Source organism: Micromonospora sp. NPDC005299 (genome assembly GCF_042872345.1).
GTDB lineage: Bacteria > Actinomycetota > Actinomycetes > Mycobacteriales > Micromonosporaceae > Micromonospora.
In genome coordinates, this window is record NZ_JBIAKG010000002.1 from 488,685 (window position 1) to 504,838 (window position 16,154).

Sequence of the window (16,154 nt, forward strand, 5' to 3'; positions counted from 1 at the left end):
CCGTCGTCGACCGGGGGATGTCATGGCGCGCCTGTTCACCTGGGTCGTCAACAATCTCGACGCGTTCATCGGCCTGGTGCTGGCCGTGACCGTGGCCGTGCTCGGCCTGACCAACACGGTCAGCCAGGACGTGGTCAACAGCGCCATCCTGCTGGTCCTCGCCGTGCTCGCCCAGGCCGTGCTGCGCGACCGGCTGCGCCGGGAGACCGCCCAGCAGGAGGTGCGGGAGGTGATGCGGGACACTCGCGCCCGGCTCACCGAGCTGGTCCCGCAGATGCACGAGATCACCGGGCCGGAGGGGGCGCTGAACCGGGCCCGCGGGGCGATCGACAGCGTCTCCATGGTGCGGGTGCTGCACGGCAGCGAGGTCGGGCAGGCCCTGGCCGAGGCGCGCCGGCACACCGACCGGTGGACCTTCAAAGGCGGCACCGGCACCTTCACCCGCGCGGTGACCCTGCCGGAGTGCCTGGAGCACGCCCGCCGGCGCAACGCCACCCTGCACTTCGCCATCGAGATCATCGACCCGACCGACGAGGACGTCTGCGAGCGCTACGCGCGGTTCCGGCGCAGCCTCGACCCCGACGCGCCGGGGGAGCGGTGGACCGTCGACCGCACCCGCAAGGAGTCGTACGCGACCGTGCTGGCCGCCTGCTGGCACCTGCAGCGCTCCGGGCTGCTCACCGTCGAGGTCCGGCTCTCCGCGCAGATGACCACCTTCCGCTACGACCTCTCCTCATCCTGCGTGGTCATCACCCAGGAGAACCCGCAGACCCCGGCCCTGCGGATCGACCGCAAGGAGCTCTACTACAACCGGTTCAACATCGAGTTGCAGTACAGCCGCGAGCAGAGCCGGCGGGTGCCCGTCGAGGCCGCGGCACAGGTGAAGCTCGACGACGAGCCCTCGGTGGAGCAGGTCCGCCGGCTGTTCACCACCCTCGGGCTGCCGCTACCCCGGTCCTTCGGCGACCGCGAGGTCGCCGACATCGTGGGCCGGGCCATCCAGGCGAGGAACCCGTACGCATGATGACCTACGCCGACCTCGAACGGGAGATCGACCGGGGCGCCCGGCCGGAGCTGCTGCGCGGCTGGGTGCTCGACATCCTCGACGACGTCGCCGAGGGGCGGCGGCCGCTGCTGGCCGTCCGGCACCCGCTCGGCTTCACCTGCCTGCCGGTGGAGCGCACCGGCGCCGACGGGATCTGCGTGCACGCCTGGCCGGCCGACCCGCCGCCGGTGCAGCCGACCACCTCGACCATGCACTCGCACAGCTGGGACCTGCTCAGCCACGTGCTGCACGGCACGGTCCGCAACGAGCTCATCGAGGTGACCGACGCCCCCGCCGACCCCTCGTGGCGCATCTACGAGGTGCACAGCCGGGGCGACGTGGACGAGATGGCGGCCACCGACCGGCTGGTCACCGCGGCGACCGCCACCGTGGAGACGCACTCCGCCGGCGACTCGTACGCGCTGCGCGCCGGCGGCTTCCACACCTCGGAGGTCGACGCCGGTGAGCCGGCGGTGACCGTGGCGCTCGGCCGCACCACTCCCGGCGTGTGCGACCTGAGCCTCGGCGCGGTGGACGGGCGCAGCCACCGGATACGCCGGGACCGCTGCGACGCGGCGGAGACGGCACGGATGGCGCGGGAGATCGCGCGACTGGTGGCACGGGGCTGACTGGCTGGAGGAGCCATGGACGTGGAGCCGAACAGAGGCGGGCCCGACCTGCGCGACGCGCACCGGTTCGCGGTGGAGGCGGCCCAGGCGGCCGGGCGGCTGCTGCGCCGGGGGACCCGGGGGGAGCTGCACGCCCGGGCCAAGAACGACTCCGGTGACCTGGTCACCGACCTGGACCTGGCCGCCGAACGGCTGATCGTCGACCGGATCCGCGCCCGCTGGCCGGAGCACGGGGTGATCGCCGAGGAGGGCGGCGAGTACGCCGCCGACAACACCTGGGCCTGGCTGGTCGACCCGCTCGACGGCACCAACAACGTGGCGATCGGACTGCCCGCGTACGTGGTCGGGATCGCCCTCTGCGACCGCGGTTCGCCGGTGCTCGGCGTGGTGCACGACCCGGTCGCCGGCCGCACCTGGTCGGCCGTGCGCGGGCGGGGCGCCTTCGTGCACAGGTCCGGGCCCGCCGGCCGCCCGCTGCACGCGCCCAGCCGGCCGGTGCCGACCGCGCCGGTGCTGGCCTGGACCCAGGGGCACGGGGTGGCCCGCGACGACAGCACCGCCCGGGCGCTGAAGGTGGTGCTCGACACCACCGCGCGCCGGGTGCTGCAACTGTGGGCGCCGCTGCTGTCCTGGGTGATGCTGGCGCGCGGCGACATCGACGGCATAGTCGGCTACCGCCCCGAGGCGGTCGACCTGCCGGCCGGGATGCTGCTCGCCGCCGAGGCCGGCATGGTGGTCCGGGCCCTCGACGGCGGCTGCTTCGACGACCGCTACGGCTGCCCGGCCGACCGGCGCAGCTTCGTGGCCGGCCCACCGGAGACCATCGACCGGCTGGTCAAGCTGGTCACCGCGGCACAGTGGATCGAACCGCAGGTCCGCCAGCTCACCCCCATCAGCCTCACCACCGTCGGCTGGTAGGGCCCGCCGGATCGTCGAGGTCTGGAACGAGCAGGTCCGGCAGCACCTGCACCGGCACCTGCGCAAGCCCTTGGTGTCCCGACCTGTGTCGGTGTCTGCCATGCTCGGGGCGATGACGACCGGCCAGCCACCCGGACGGCGCGACCGGCGCCGCGCGGTTCGCGTCGGTCTCGCGGTCGGCGCGCTCGCGACCCTTCTCGCCGTCGCCGTGGTCCTCGTGCCGCTGCTCCGCCCGCCGGGCCCGCGCCCGCTGTTCCAGCTTCCCGTGCCCTGCGGCGAGACGTGGCGGCTGGGCACCTATCCCGGCCACGACGACTACGACGTCGACCTGTTCCCCACCCGAGGTGACGCGTGGGGGCGGCCGGTGCTCGCGTCGTATGACGGCACGGTCACCGTGGCGGGGATCAACGGGTCGCTGGGTGGGCGTACCCCGGAGGACCCGAAGGGCCCGCGCGGCCGTGGTGGAGGGTACTGGGTGAAGATCGACCACGGTGGCAAGTGGGAGACCCAGTACCTGCACCTGCTCGAACCGCCGATGGTCCGGGCCGGACAGCGGGTGGCCCGCGGCGAGCAGCTCGGGCGGGTGGGCAGCACCGGCGACTCCGGCGCGCCGCACCTGCACTACGAGCAGCACCGGGGCTGGGAGAAGGTCGAGACCTGGTTCGACGGCTCGGCGTCGGGCATCACCCACGACGACACCGAGTACAGCGTCACGATGACGAGCAACAACTGTCCCGCCGGGTAGTTTGGTGATCATGGCGGACTGGGCGTTCCGACCGGCGTCGGTGGCGGACGTCGATGCAGTGGCTGAGTTGCGGGCCGTGGTGCTGCGGGCGGATCTGGAGCGGCTCGGGCGGTACGACGAGCAGCGGGTGCGGCAGCGACTGCGGGACGGGTTCGCGCCGGCGCACACCCGGGTGATCGAGGTCGGCGGCATGTTCGCCGGCAGCGTGTCGCTGCGGCCGGCCGGGGACGCCCACTGGTTGGAGCACTTTTACCTGGCCCCGCACCTGCAGGGCGGCGGCATCGGTGCGGCCGTGCTGCGCGGGCTGCTGGAGCAGTGCGACCGCGATGGCACCCTGGTCCGGCTGAACGTGCTGCAGGGCAGTCCGGCCCGGCGGCTGTACGAGCGGCACGGATTCACCGTCGAGACCGAGGACCTGGTGGACGTGTTCATGGTGCGCGAGCCGGCCCTGGCCGTGCGTGACGAATGACGACCTGGCGGGTACGCGGAGCCAGAGGACCATGGGGAACGGACTTGGGTGAGCCCTCCGTGCTAGGTTCTGCGTCGCTGTGCGCTGCTGCGAACTGAGGAGGTGAGACCGATCAACGCTGTGACAGGTCGGGGCTCCCTCCCTCGCATGGTCTAGGGAGTGCCCGCAGAAGGCATTCCGAAAGGCTTGACACGCTGTGCGCTTCAATTCTGTAACGTCGTCCGACGGCGTCTTCGAACAGCTCTTCACCCTCGGTGAGATTCCCGGCGTGCTGTGGACGCCGGACGGTGCTACCGGTACTCGTCCCCTCATCCTGATGGGACACGGCGGCGGCCAGCACAAGATGGCACCCGGCATCGTGGCCCGTGCCCGTCGCCTCGTGGTGGAGTGTGGGTTTGCGGTCGCGGCGGTCGATGTCCCCGGCCATGGCGACCGGCCGAAGGACGACGAGTACGACCGGATCGCGACCGGGAACCAGGCTCGCGCGGATGCCGGAGAGGAACTGGCTCCGCTGATCGCCGGTTTCCAGGCGCTCGTGGCTCGCCGGACCGTTCCGGAGTGGCGGGCGGTCCTGGACACGGTCCAGGATCTCGAGTACGTCGGCGCTGGTCCGGTGGGCTACTGGGGGGTGTCGTTGGGGTGTGGCCTGGGCGTTCCGTTCGTCGCCGCCGAACCCCGGGTCCGTGCGGCGGTGCTCGGCTTGGGCGGGGCGCTGGCCTCAGCGGAGGTCGCCGCGCGGATCACCGTCCCGGTGGAGTTCCTGCTGCAGTGGGACGATGAGCGGGTGCCGCGGGCCCAGGGCTTGGCGCTGTTCGACGCCTTTGCCTCAGCCGAGAAGACCCTGCACGCCAACCCCGGCCGGCACGGGGAGATCCCGGCGTTCGAACTGGACAGCACGCTGCGGTTCTTCGCCCGGCACCTTGGCTGATACCGCCCGTCGGTAGGTCGCGACGCGCCGACCGGGATCGTTTCCGGTCGGCGCGTTCTCTGTCGCCGGCGACCGCCCCGGAGCTGCGGGGTCGAGACCTACGAGGCCAACCGCTCGCGGGCATTGCGACCTGATCTTGCGAGGTCGACCCCGCCGCCTGACTGGTTGATCTCCGACCACACCGCGTCGAGGGAAAGGCCGAGGACGTCGGCGATCGCCGCGATGGTGGGGAAGGCGGGGGTGGCTACGCGACCGGACTCGATCTTCCGAAGAGTCTCCGGCGAGACACCTGCGTCCAGCGCGGTGCCGAGCATCGAGCGCTGCCCCCTGGCTTGACGCAGGAGGGCGCCGAGGCGCTGTCCGCGCTCGACCTCTGCGGGAGTGAGCGGCAACCTGACCATGGCTCCTATTCTAGTACCGGGATAATATGGCCGGGATACTTATTGGCTGTACGAGTGAGGCGCCACGTGATCGAGATCCTGAACCCCACAGACCTGCTGCGAGCGAAGGACGCCGGCACCCTGGTCGCCGGCATCTTGCAGACCCTGAAGAGCCGCAGCGCGGTCGGTACAAACCTTCGGGACATCAACCGGTGGGCCCAGGCCATGATCACCGAGGCCGGGGCGCAGTCCTGCTATGTCGACTACGAGCCCTCCTTCGGGCGCGGGCCGTTCGGCCACTACATCTGCACGTCGGTCAACGACGCCGTGCTCCACGGCCTGCCGTACGACTACACGCTTGCCGACGGCGACCTGCTGACGCTCGACCTCGCTGTCTCCACCGGCGGAGTTGTCGCTGACTCCGCCATCAGCTTCATCGTGGGCGACTCGAAGCCCCCGGAGAGCGTCGCGATGATCAACGCGACCGAGCGCGCACTGAGTGCGGGGATAGCCGCGGCCGGACCGGGGGCTCGCATCGGCGACATCTCCCATGCCATCGGCGCGGTCCTCAGCGACGCGGGATATCCGATCAACACCGAGTTCGGCGGTCATGGCGTCGGATCGACGATGCACCAGGACCCGCACGTCCCGAACACGGGGCGGCCCGGTCGCGGTTACAAACTGCGCCCCGGGCTGCTGCTGGCACTGGAGCCATGGGTCATGGCGAACACCGCCGACCTCGTCACCGATGCCGATGGCTGGACACTCCGCAGCGCGACAGGCTGCCGGACAGCGCACAGTGAGCACACGATCGCCATCACCAACGACGGAGCCGAAGTTCTCACCGTGCCGAAGCAGGCACAACCGTGAGGTGACCGCCGTCCGCGTTCCCCGCTGCGAGCCGGTCACCACGCATCGTCGCCGAAAGAGAAGGTCCCGGACGGTACAACTAGCGGCGCGCGTCGGCGGCCGGCTGCCGCAGCCGCTCGGCCAGGAAGGCCTCCCAGGTGCGTACGCCGAGGGTGGCGCCGGGGCGGGCGAGGTTGTCCCCGTTCCGGTACGCGCGGCCGGCCTTGCCGGGCAGACGGACGGGCAGCCGCAGCCGCCGCCGGCCGACGGCCGCCAGGTAGCCGGTGACCAGATCGTCGAGGCCGTATACGCGGGGGCCGGCCAGCTCGGGCACCAGGCCGGCCGGCGCGCCCAGCGTCAGTTCGACCATCCGGGCCGCCACCTCGCGGGCGTCGACCGGCTGCAGCCGCAGCCCGCCGGGGACCGGCACCACGGGCAGCTTCGCCATCTTCTCCACCATGACCAGCACGAGGTCGTGGAACTGGGCGGCCCGCACCGTGGTCCACGGCACGCCCGATCCGGCGACGGCACGCTCGGCGTCCAGCTTGGACCGCAGCCACGCCAGCGGCACCCGGTCCGCCCCGACCACCGAGATGTGCACGAGGTGGCTCGCGTCCGCCCGGCGGGCGGCGTCGACCAGGTGGCGGGTGGCGACGTCGTCGCCCTTGGGGCCGCCGGCCAGGTGCAGCACGGTGCCGACCCCGCGTACCGCCGGGTCGACGCCGTCGCCGGTGAGCAGGTCGGCGGTGACGTGCGTGACGCCGTCGCCGGGCCGGCCGCCGCGACGGCTGAGCACGCGCACCGGGTGGCCGGCCGCGCGCAGCAGGGGCACGACGAGCCGGCCGAGGGTGCCGGTGCCGCCGGTGACCAGGATGGGTGCGCTCATGTCGTCCTCCGCGTCGTGAAGATCCGCTACGTTTCGCTTCACCGGCTCGACCCGCGGCGGACGGGAAGTGTGACCGGAGTGACCGGCGTCACCTCCGGTCACACCGGCGGGTCGGGCCGGGTCGGTCAAGCGGGACCCCGCGGGAAAGGACTGGGACATGGGCGAGGACACCTGGCTGGCCGAGCGGTTCGAGCAGGAGCGGCCGCAATTGCGGGCGGTGGCCTACCGGATGCTCGGCTCGCTCAGCGAGGCCGAGGACGCCGTGCAGGAGACCTGGCTGCGGCTCGCCCGCACCGACACCACCGAGGTCGACAACCTGGCCGCCTGGCTGACCACGGTGGTCGCCCGCGTCTGCCTGAACACCCTGCGGGCCCGCGCCACCCGGCGGGAGGACCCCCTCGACGTACGCCTGCCCGACCCGATCGTCGACGTCACCGAGGCGGACGCCGATCCGGCGCACGCCGCGGTGCTGGCCGACTCGGTCGGGCTGGCGCTGCTGGTGGTCCTGGACACCCTCACCCCGACCGAGCGGCTCGCCTTCGTGCTGCACGACATGTTCGGCGTGCCGTTCGAGGAGATCGGCGCGCTGGTCGACCGGTCGCCGGCCGCTGCCCGGCAGCTCGCCAGCCGGGCCCGCCGCCGGGTGCGCGGACAGGCGCCCGCGCCCGACCCGGACCTGGCCCGGCAGCGGGAGGTGGTCACCGCGTTCCTCGCCGCCGCCCGCGAGGGTGACTTCGACGGGCTGGTCGCCGTGCTGCACCCGGACGTGGTGCTCCGCTCCGACGGCGGGACCGCCCGGGCCCGGCACTCCACCGTGCTCACCGGCGCGCGTGTCGTGGCCGCGCAGGCCACCACGTTCGGCCGGTTCTCGCCGTTCGCCCGGCCGGTGCTGGTCAACGGCGCCGCCGGGGTGCTGGTCAGCGCGGCCGGCCGGCCGCTGTCGGTGATGGCGTTCACGGTGACGGCCGGGCGGATCGCCGCCATCGACGTGATCGCCGACCCGGAGCGGCTGGCCGCGCTGGACCTCGCCGGCTGATCCCGATGCGGACGGCCGCCCCCTGCGGCGCGGGGCCGGCCGGGGTCGGCGTCAGGGGACGATGACGAGGTTGGCCATGTCGGCCACCGGTCGGTAGCCGAGGTTGGCGTAGATCCGGTTCGAGGTCGGGTTGGCCTGGTCGGTGAAGAGGCACACCCGTGCGCCCTCGGCCCGCAGCAGCCGGGAGACCTCGGCGACCGCGTTGCTGGCCCAGCCATGCCCGCGCTGCTCCGGCGGGGTGTACACCGGGCCGATGCGCGCGACGCCGAACGACGGCGGGTTGGCGGCGGTGAGGTGCACCCGTCGGCCCGCCTCGTCGGTCCAGAACCACAGCCGTCCGCCCCGGATCCGGCGCAGCAGTTCGGCGCGGTCGGGGGTCTCGTGCGCGCTGACCCCGCGCGGCCGGCCCGCCTGCTCGTCTGCGTCGGCCATGAACGCGTGGAACCACTCGGCGGCCAGGTCCACGTCGTCCTCGGTGGCGACCGTCAACGCGCCGGGCACCCGCGCCGGTGGTACGAGGTCGCCGAGCTCGTGCAGCCGGGTGTGCTGGGCGACCTCGACCCGGCCGCCGCCGAGCCGGGTCACCTCGGCGGCGCACCGCTGCACGGCGGGCAGCGCGCCGTTAAGGGCACGCACCTCCTCCCCGCGCTCGTGCCATACCCGGGCCAGCGCCACGGCCGCCTCGTCGGGCATCGGCAGCAGGAACGGCGGGCGGGGCGCGAAGGGCGCCGCCCGCATCCCGGCGCCGACGACCTCGCCGGAGGCGTCCCGGACCACCAGCCACCAGTCGTCCTCGGGCAACGCGACGCCGTCGGCCCGCTGGGCCAGCTGCCGGTGCGCGACGGTGGCCACGACCGTGCCGACCACGGGGTTCGCCGCCAGGTGGTCGCCGGCCGCGGCGAGGAACTCACCCGGGTCGGTGTGGAAGTGCAGGGTCGGGGCGTCGCTCATCCGCGCACGGTAGCCCGCCGCCGGGGCACGGCCGTACCGGATTTCCGGGCGGGCGTTTTCTGGACTTGCGGGTCCATTTTTGCCGAGACACAGTGACGTCAGGCGGTCGGGCCCGGGCCGGTCGCCGCCGGAACGGTCCCCGCGCCGACAGCCGGACTAGCCCGGCCGGACCGCGGTCAGGACCCGGGGCCGATCAGCAGGGCGGCCACGGTCGCCGCGGTGGCCAGCACGGCGAGCGCGGCGCTGGTGGCCACGAACCGGCCCAGCGGCACGGCCACCCCGGCGGCCCGGCAGCGCTCGTACCAGATCAGCGTGGCCAGCGACGCCCACGGGGTGGCGAGCGGGCCGACGTTGGTGCCGATCAGCAGGGCGAGCAACTGGGTGTGCCGGTCGGGGGCGATGACCCCTTCGCCGGCCAGGTACGCGGGCAGGTTGTTCACCACGTTGGCGAAGAGCGCGCCGACTCCGCCGGCCCGTAGCGCGCCCTCCGCGCCCGGGTCGGCGCCGATCAGCGTGCCCATCACGGTGTCCAGGCCGTGCCGGCCGATGGTCTGCACCGCGAGGAACAGCCCGGTCACGAAGACCAGCAGCCGCCACGGCACCAGCGCGAACCGCAGGCTGCCCCGGGCGCGCACCGCGAACCCGGCGACCAGGATCGCGGCGGCCACCCCGGAGGCCAGTCCGATCTCGACCCCGACCAGGATCCCGGCCACGAAGAGCAGGCAGGCCGCGAGCGCGGTGCGGTAGAGCACCCGGTCCGGCGGCACGTGCGGCGGCGGCGGGACGAACGGGTCGGCGCCGGCCTGGGCCGGCCGCCAGTACCACCACCAGAGCAACAGCATGGTGATCACGATGGCGACCAGCTGCGGCCACCACATCCGGGCCGCCCAGGGCGCCGGGTCCAGGCCGATCCGGTCGCTGGCCAGGATGTTGGTCAGGTTGGACACCGGCAGCAGCAGACTCGCCGTGTTGGCCAGCCAGACCGTGGTCATGGCCAGCGGGGTCGGCGGCACGCCCAGCTTGCGGGCCAGGGCGATCATCACCGGGGTGAGCAGGACGGCCGTGGTGTCCAGGTTGAGCGCGATGGTGGTTACCGAGGCGAACCCGACGCAGAGCCAGAACAGCGCCCGGTAGCTGCCCCGGGCGGTGATCGCCACCCGGGCCGCGAGGGCGTCGAACACCCCGGCCACCGCGGTCAGCTCGGCCAGCACCACAACCGTGCCGAGGAAGATCAGGATGGGCACGATCCGGCGTACGGTGGCCTCGGCGTCGGCCCGGGGGAGGAGTCCGGTGAGGACGCAGAGGACGCCCACCACGGCCAACCCCAGCGCGATCCAGTCCAGGACGTGCAGCCGCCCCCAGCGGGATCGGTCCGGCGCGGCGGACGGCGGCTCGCCCACGGTCTCCACGAGGGATGATCCTCGCACACCCCCGCCCGGCCGGCCCGGCCCGACGCGACCGGCACAGCGGCTGCCGAGGGTGTCCACGGATTGACCGTCAGTGGCCATAATGACCATGTGGCTGTAGGCGCGCACCCGACCCGGTCCGACCGCCCCATCGACTTCTTCATCAGCTACTCGCCGGCCGACGAGCGCTGGGCGACGTGGCTGGCGTGGGAGTTCGAGGCGGCCGGCTACCGCACCCTGCTCCAGGCGTGGGACTTCGTGGCCGGCACCAACTTCATCGACTTCATGGACCGCGGGGTCCGTGAGGCCGAGGTGGTGGTGGCGGTGCTGTCCGAACGCTACCTGCACTCGACCTACGGCAAGCTCGAATGGCAGGCCGCGCTGCGCGCCGACCCGGACGGCACCGGCAACAAGCTCGTCACGGTGCGGGTCGAGGACTGCCCGATAGACGGGCTGCTCGCCACCATCACCTACGTCGACCTGGTCGGCGTGAGCGATCCGGCGCAGGCGCGAGGCCGGGTTCTCGACCGGATCCGGGAGGCGCTCGACGGCCGGGCCAAGCCGATGCGGCAGCCCGCCTTCCCGCACCATCCCGCCGACCCGGCCGGGGTGCTCGCCGCGCCCGCCACCGGTGCGCCCGCGCCGCGCCGCGCCCGGCGTACCCCGATCAACCCGCCGCCGTTTCCGCCGGCCGCGGCGGCCGTGCCGACGGCGCGCGGCACCCTGACCGTGCTCCAGGTCGCCGGGCCGCGCTTCGGGCGCGGGATGATCGAGCCGGGTGCCCCCGTCACCCCGGGCGAGCTCCAGGAACACCTCATGGGCGACCTCACCCTGCTGATGAACGACGGGGTGCCCCGGCCGGATCTGCTGGTGGTGGCCGGCAACCTGACCGAGTCGGGCAGCCCTCGGGAGTTCTCCGACGCGCTGAGCTTCCTCACCGGGCTGCGGGTGCTGCTCGGCCTGGAGCCGCACCGGCTGGTCGTGGTGCCCGGCCCGCGCGACGTCACCATGGCCGCCAGCCGGGCCTACTTCGCCACCTGCGAGGCCGACGACGTCGACCCGCAGCCGCCGTACTGGCCGAAGTGGCGGCACTACGCGCGCCTCTTCGACGAGCTCTACCAGGGCCTCGAGGACCGGATCTTCGACAGCGAGCAGCCGTGGACCCTCTTCCCGGTGCCGGACCTGCGGGTGGTGGTGGCCGGGCTGAACTCCACCGTCGCGATCACGCACCGCGAGGAGGACCGGTACGGCTTCCTCGGCGAGGCCCAGTCCACCTGGTTCGCCCAGCGGCTGCGCCACTACCAGCAGTCCGGCTGGCTGCGGCTCGGCGCGATGGCGCACGCCCCCGGCCCGCGCACCCCGTACGCCGACGAGGTGGCCGTGCCCGACCGGGTGTCGCTGCGGGACCGCGGCTCGTTCAACCGGCTGGTCGGCCCGATGCTCAACCTGCTGCTCGCCGACGCCGCGCCCGGCCCGCGGGTCGACCCGGTGGTGCCGCTGGCCACCGCCTCCCGTGACGGCCGGGCCCAGGTGCTCGGGCTCGGCGCCGACGGGATGACCCGTTGGGTGCTCGGCCGCGACGACCGGCACGACGTGGGCGAGCTGACCCGGCTGAGCTGGCCGCGTGCCGAGGCGACGTTCGGCGCGGCCGGCCCGGCCCAGGTCCCCGACCCCCGGCAGCCCACCGTGGTCGAGGGGCCCACCCAGGGCGCCGCCGACCCGCCGGCCGCCGTGCCGGCCGTGCCGGCGCCCGCCCCGCTGGACCGCCTGCTCGACCGGCTCGCCGAGGTCTGCGAGGCCCGCCACGACCGGGTGGTGGTCCGCCGGGTCGAGGCCGACCCGCCGCACCTCTACATCACCTACCGCGCCGACGGGGTGGTCCGGCAGCAGCGGGTCGCGGCGCACGTGGGCACCCCGTCCCCGGCCGACGTCGACCACTTCGCCCGGCGGGTGCACGCCACCGACCCGGACATCCCCTCCGAGCTGGTCTACGACGGCGACCGGGTGCCGCGCGGGCTGGCCGAGGCGGCGCAGCGGCGCGGCGTGCGGCTGCTGCACCTGACCGAGTTCCAGGGCCTGCTCGACCTGCGCGACTACGTCGCCGCGCAGACCGCCCGGCTGCAGGCCGACCGGCTCTACCCGCCCGGCCAGTACGTGCCGCAGCGCTACCGGCACCTGGTCGGCGCCGACCAGCGGGTCCGCGAGGACGTGGTCGACGAGCTGCTGGAGCTGATCTCCGCGCCGGACGGCCGGTTCGTGCTGGTGCTCGGCGACTTCGGCCGGGGCAAGACCTTCGCGCTGCGCGAGGTGGCCCGCCGGCTGCCCACGGCCGCCCCCGACCTGATCCCGATCCTGGTGGAGCTGCGCGCGCTGGACAAGGCGCACTCGGTCGACGGGCTCGTAGCCGCGCACCTGGCCAACCACGGTGAGCAGGTGATCGACCTCAAGGCGTTCCGCTACATGCTCCGCCAGGGCCGGATCGTGCTGCTCTTCGACGGCTTCGACGAGCTGGTCGCCCGGGTGACCTACGACCGGGCCGCCGACCACCTGGAGACGCTGCTCCAGGCGGCCGAGGGCCACGCGAAGATCGTGGTGAGCAGCCGGACCCAGCACTTCAAGACCAACTCGCAGGTGCTGACCGCCCTGGGCGAGCGGGTGGGCCTGCTGCCGCACCGCCGGGTGCTGGCCATCGAGGACTTCACCCCCGGCCAGATCGAGACCTTCCTGCGGCACCGCTACGGCGGCGACGAGCGGGCCGCCCGCGAGCGGCTGGACCTGCTGGCCGGGGTGAAGGACCTGCTCGGCCTCTCCCGCAACCCGCGGATGCTCGGCTTCATCGCCAACCTCGACGAGGGGCGGCTCGCCGCCGTGGCCGGGGCGGGCGGCACGTTCAGCGCGGCAGCGCTCTACCGGGAGATCCTGGAGTCCTGGCTGGACTTCGAGGAGCGGCGCACCCAGGGCATTCCGGGCGCGCCGGTGAGCCTGCGCCGGCCCGAGCTGTGGCACGCGGTGAGCCGGCTGGCCTTCCAGCTCTGGGAGAGCGGCGAGTCCTACCTGCGGCTGGCCGAGCTGGCCGAGGCCGCCGGGCAGCTCGCCGGGCTGGCCGACTCCCGGCTGTCCGGGCCGCAGGCGATCCACGCGGTGGGCGCCGGCAGCCTGCTGGTCCGCACCGACGACGGGCTGTTCGGGTTCATCCACACCTCGGTGATGGAGTGGCTGGTCGCCGAGGGGGTCGCCGCGCAGCTCAACCGGGGGGAGGAGCCGGCCGCGCTGGCGGTGCGCCCGCTGTCCGCGCTGACCGTGGAGTTCCTCGGCGACCTCGCCGACCCGGCCCGCTGCACCGCCTGGACCGCCCGGGTGCTGGGCGACGAAACGGCCGGTGAGACGGTCCGGGCCAACGCGCTGCGGCTCAGCGCCCGGCTGCGGCTGCCCGACCGGGCCGACCTGCGGGGCGCGGTGCTGCGCGGCGAGGACCTGTCCCACCGGGAACTCGCCGGGGCGGACCTGACCGGCGCCGACCTGACCGACACCCGGCTGGTCGCCACCAACCTCACCGAGGCGCGGCTGGAGCACGCCCGGCTGCGCGGCGCCCGCCTGGACCAGGCCCGCCTCGCCGGGGCGGACCTGCGCGACGCCGAGCTGGCCGGCGCCCGGTTGTTCCGCGCCGACCTGCGCGGCGCCCGGATCACCGGCAGCAGGTGGCACCGGACGGCGCTGATCGACGTGAGCGCCGACGCGGCGCTGCTGCGCGCGCCGGAGCTGCGCGGCGCCGTGGTCGCCCCGGGCCGTCCGGTCGCGCCGGGCCTGGCCCCGCCCGCCGTGGGCGTCGCGTACGGCTTCGAGGTGGGCCGACTGCCGGTGCCGGTGGCGTACAGCCCGGACGGAGCGGTGCTCGCGGTGGGCAGCGACGACGGGGGTGTGCTCATCTGCGACACCGCGTCCGGGCTGCCGGTGCGAACCCTCCAGGGCCATCGGGGCCGGGTCTACGCGGTCCGCTTCGACGCCAACTCGCACCAACTGGTGACCGGGGCGGCCGACCTCACCGTACGGCTCTGGGACGCCGACCACGGCGACGTGCGGCACGTCATCGAGGACGTCTTCGACGGCTGGGTGTGGCCGCTGCTCACCGACGGCGAGCGGGGCCGGCTGGTGGTCGGTGACGCGGCCGGCGTGGTCCGGCTCTACGACTCCCGGACCGCCCGGCTGCGCCACGAGTGGCCCGGCCACGCGGCGCCGATCTGGGGCACGTCGTTCAGCCCGGACGGCCGGCGGGTCGTCGTGGTCGACAGCGCCGGCGTGGTGCGGGGCTGGGACATCCCCTCGGGCCGGCTCGCCTTCGAGGTGCGCGAGCCGGAGGTGGTCTACCGGGTGGTGCACAGCCCGGACGGCCGGCTGCTGGCCGCGGTCGGCCAGCACGGCCGGATCTGGATCCGCCGGGCCGCCGACGGCGAGCTGCTGCGCCAGCCGCGCGGCCACGAGGCCGACGTGTACGCCCTCGACATCCACCCCGACGGCACGCTGATGGCGACCGGCGACACCCACGGCGCGTTGCGGCTCTGGGAGCTGGAGACCGGCCGCCCGGTCCGGGTGCTCGGCCGGCAGCGCGGGGCGATCTACAGCGTCCGGTTCAACGGCGACGGAAGCCTGCTGGCCACCGCCGCCAGCGACGGCGCGATCCAGCTCTGGGACAGCGCCGACGGCCAGCCGCGGCACGAGCTGACCCGGCACCGCGGCTCGGTCTGGCCGGTGGTCTGGCGCCCCGACCAGGCCCAGGTGGCGACCAGCAGCAACGACGGCACCACCCGGCTGTGGGACGTGCGCTCCGGGCAGCTCCAGCACACCCTGCGGGGGCACGGCCGGCGGGTCACCGCACTGTCCTTCCGGGACGACGGCGAGGTCCTCGCGGCCTGCGGCAACGACGGCGTGGTCCGGCTCTGGGAGCCGCGCACCGGCCGGCTGGTCCGGCAGCTCGCCAGCCCGGCCGACCGGCTGCTCTCGGCCGTCTTCTGCCCGGGTGAGTCGCTGGTCGCCGCGCCGAGCGGCGACGGCGGTGTGCACCTGTGGAACACCGACACCGGCCTCGACGAGCGCGAACTCAACGTGGACACCGACCACGTCTGGGCGACCGCGTTCAGCCCCGACGGCGACGCCCTCGCCACCGCCAACGACGACGACACCGTGCGGCTGTGGTACAGGCGTACCGGCCGGCACTTCGCCACCCTCACCCCGCACCGGGGAAGGGTGCGCGCGATGGCGTTCAGCCCGGACGGCGAGACCATCGCCACCGGCTGCGACGACCAGCTCGTCCGGCTCTGGGACGCGGCCACCGCGACCTGCCGGCTCACCCTCGAACACCACACCGACCGGGTGTACGCGGTGTCCTTCAACACCGACGGGTCGCTGCTCGCGAGCGCCAGCAACGACGGCGTCGCCGTGGTCTGGGACGCGCTCACCGGCGAGCGGCGCACGGTGCTCACCGAGCACAGCGGCCGGCTCTGGTCCTGCGCGTTCAGCCCCAGCGGCAACCTGCTCGCCACCGCCGGCGACGACCTGGTGATCCGGCTCTGGGACCCGGGCACCGGCCGGCTGCACGGCACCCTGGCGGCACACACCCGGCGGGTCTGGTCGGTGGCGTTCAGCCCGGACAGCAGCCTGCTGGCCAGCGCCGGCGACGACGGCACGGTGCGGCTGTGGGACGTCGCCGACCCGGAGCACGCCCAGCTGCGGGCCACCCTGATCGGCCTGCCCGACGGCTGGGCGGCGGTGAGCCCGGACGGCCGGTACAAGCTGGACGGCGACTCGGGCGGCCAGTTCTGGCACGTCATCGGCACCTGCCGGTTCGAGGTGGGGGAGCTGGACCCGTACCTGACCCAGGTGCGGCGGCTGTCCGTGGACGCCCCGTTCTGAGCCCG

At 74.0% G+C, this 16,154-nt stretch carries 13 protein-coding genes; 9 read left to right on the plus strand and 4 right to left on the minus strand.

Translation table 11 applies throughout. The annotated features are described in order from the left end of the window. Window positions 1–22 precede the first annotated feature (22 nt). From ACFYPD_RS07680 to ACFYPD_RS07705, 6 genes are all read left to right on the plus strand, one after another. The gene (locus ACFYPD_RS07680; protein ID WP_387110097.1) at window positions 23–1,024 is read left to right on the plus strand and encodes a hypothetical protein; all 1,002 of its coding nucleotides are present in this window, start codon (window positions 23–25) and stop codon (window positions 1,022–1,024) included. Continuing rightward, a complete protein-coding gene (locus ACFYPD_RS07685) occupies window positions 1,021–1,674 on the plus strand; it encodes a hypothetical protein (RefSeq protein ID WP_387110099.1) in 654 nt (217 codons plus the stop codon). The genes ACFYPD_RS07680 and ACFYPD_RS07685 overlap by 4 nt, the downstream gene beginning before the upstream one ends. Before the next feature lie 15 nt (window positions 1,675–1,689). Continuing rightward, complete coding sequence (locus tag ACFYPD_RS07690) at window positions 1,690–2,592, plus strand: inositol monophosphatase family protein (RefSeq protein ID WP_387110101.1); 903 nt, start codon at window positions 1,690–1,692, stop codon at window positions 2,590–2,592. A 112-nt stretch (window positions 2,593–2,704) separates the two neighbouring features. Beyond that, complete coding sequence (locus ACFYPD_RS07695) at window positions 2,705–3,337, plus strand: M23 family metallopeptidase (RefSeq protein WP_387110103.1); 633 nt, start codon at window positions 2,705–2,707, stop codon at window positions 3,335–3,337. 58 nt (window positions 3,338–3,395) lie between these two features. Beyond that, window positions 3,396–3,806: a GNAT family N-acetyltransferase gene (locus ACFYPD_RS07700; RefSeq protein ID WP_387110105.1), complete on the plus strand. Its 411-nt coding sequence runs from the start codon at window positions 3,396–3,398 to the stop codon at window positions 3,804–3,806. Between the two features lie 196 nt (window positions 3,807–4,002). Then, window positions 4,003–4,734 (plus strand): dienelactone hydrolase family protein, encoded by a 732-nt coding sequence (locus ACFYPD_RS07705; protein WP_387110107.1) that lies wholly within the window; start codon window positions 4,003–4,005, stop codon window positions 4,732–4,734. A 98-nt stretch (window positions 4,735–4,832) separates the two neighbouring features. On the opposite strand, the gene ACFYPD_RS07710 is transcribed toward ACFYPD_RS07705, so the two are convergent. Beyond that, complete coding sequence (locus ACFYPD_RS07710; RefSeq protein WP_387110109.1) at window positions 4,833–5,135, minus strand: helix-turn-helix transcriptional regulator; 303 nt, start codon at window positions 5,133–5,135, stop codon at window positions 4,833–4,835. Between the two features lie 66 nt (window positions 5,136–5,201). Here ACFYPD_RS07710 and map point away from each other — a divergent pair, with 66 nt between their 5' ends. Then, a complete protein-coding gene (gene map, locus ACFYPD_RS07715; RefSeq protein ID WP_387110111.1) occupies window positions 5,202–5,984 on the plus strand; it encodes a type I methionyl aminopeptidase in 783 nt (260 codons plus the stop codon). 79 nt (window positions 5,985–6,063) lie between these two features. Here the strand turns inward: map and ACFYPD_RS07720 are convergent, their stop codons facing one another. Beyond that, on the minus strand, window positions 6,064–6,849 hold the full coding sequence (locus ACFYPD_RS07720; RefSeq protein ID WP_387110113.1) for an SDR family oxidoreductase: 786 nt from the start codon (window positions 6,847–6,849) through the stop codon (window positions 6,064–6,066). Window positions 6,850–7,006: 157 nt separating this feature from the next. Between ACFYPD_RS07720 and sigJ the strand changes: the two genes are divergently transcribed. Further along, window positions 7,007–7,885, plus strand: a complete 879-nt coding sequence (sigJ, locus tag ACFYPD_RS07725) for an RNA polymerase sigma factor SigJ (RefSeq protein ID WP_387110115.1) — start codon at window positions 7,007–7,009, stop codon at window positions 7,883–7,885. Between the two features lie 51 nt (window positions 7,886–7,936). Here the strand turns inward: sigJ and ACFYPD_RS07730 are convergent, their stop codons facing one another. Both ACFYPD_RS07730 and ACFYPD_RS07735 read right to left on the minus strand, forming a co-directional pair. Further along, window positions 7,937–8,836, minus strand: coding sequence for a GNAT family N-acetyltransferase (locus ACFYPD_RS07730; RefSeq protein WP_387110117.1), 900 nt, complete (start codon window positions 8,834–8,836; stop codon window positions 7,937–7,939). A 176-nt stretch (window positions 8,837–9,012) separates the two neighbouring features. Next, the gene (locus ACFYPD_RS07735) at window positions 9,013–10,245 is read right to left on the minus strand and encodes an SLC13 family permease (RefSeq protein WP_387110119.1); all 1,233 of its coding nucleotides are present in this window, start codon (window positions 10,243–10,245) and stop codon (window positions 9,013–9,015) included. Window positions 10,246–10,353: 108 nt separating this feature from the next. Between ACFYPD_RS07735 and ACFYPD_RS07740 the strand changes: the two genes are divergently transcribed. Further along, window positions 10,354–16,149: a TIR domain-containing protein gene (locus tag ACFYPD_RS07740; RefSeq protein WP_387110121.1), complete on the plus strand. Its 5,796-nt coding sequence runs from the start codon at window positions 10,354–10,356 to the stop codon at window positions 16,147–16,149. Window positions 16,150–16,154: the final 5 nt, after the last annotated feature.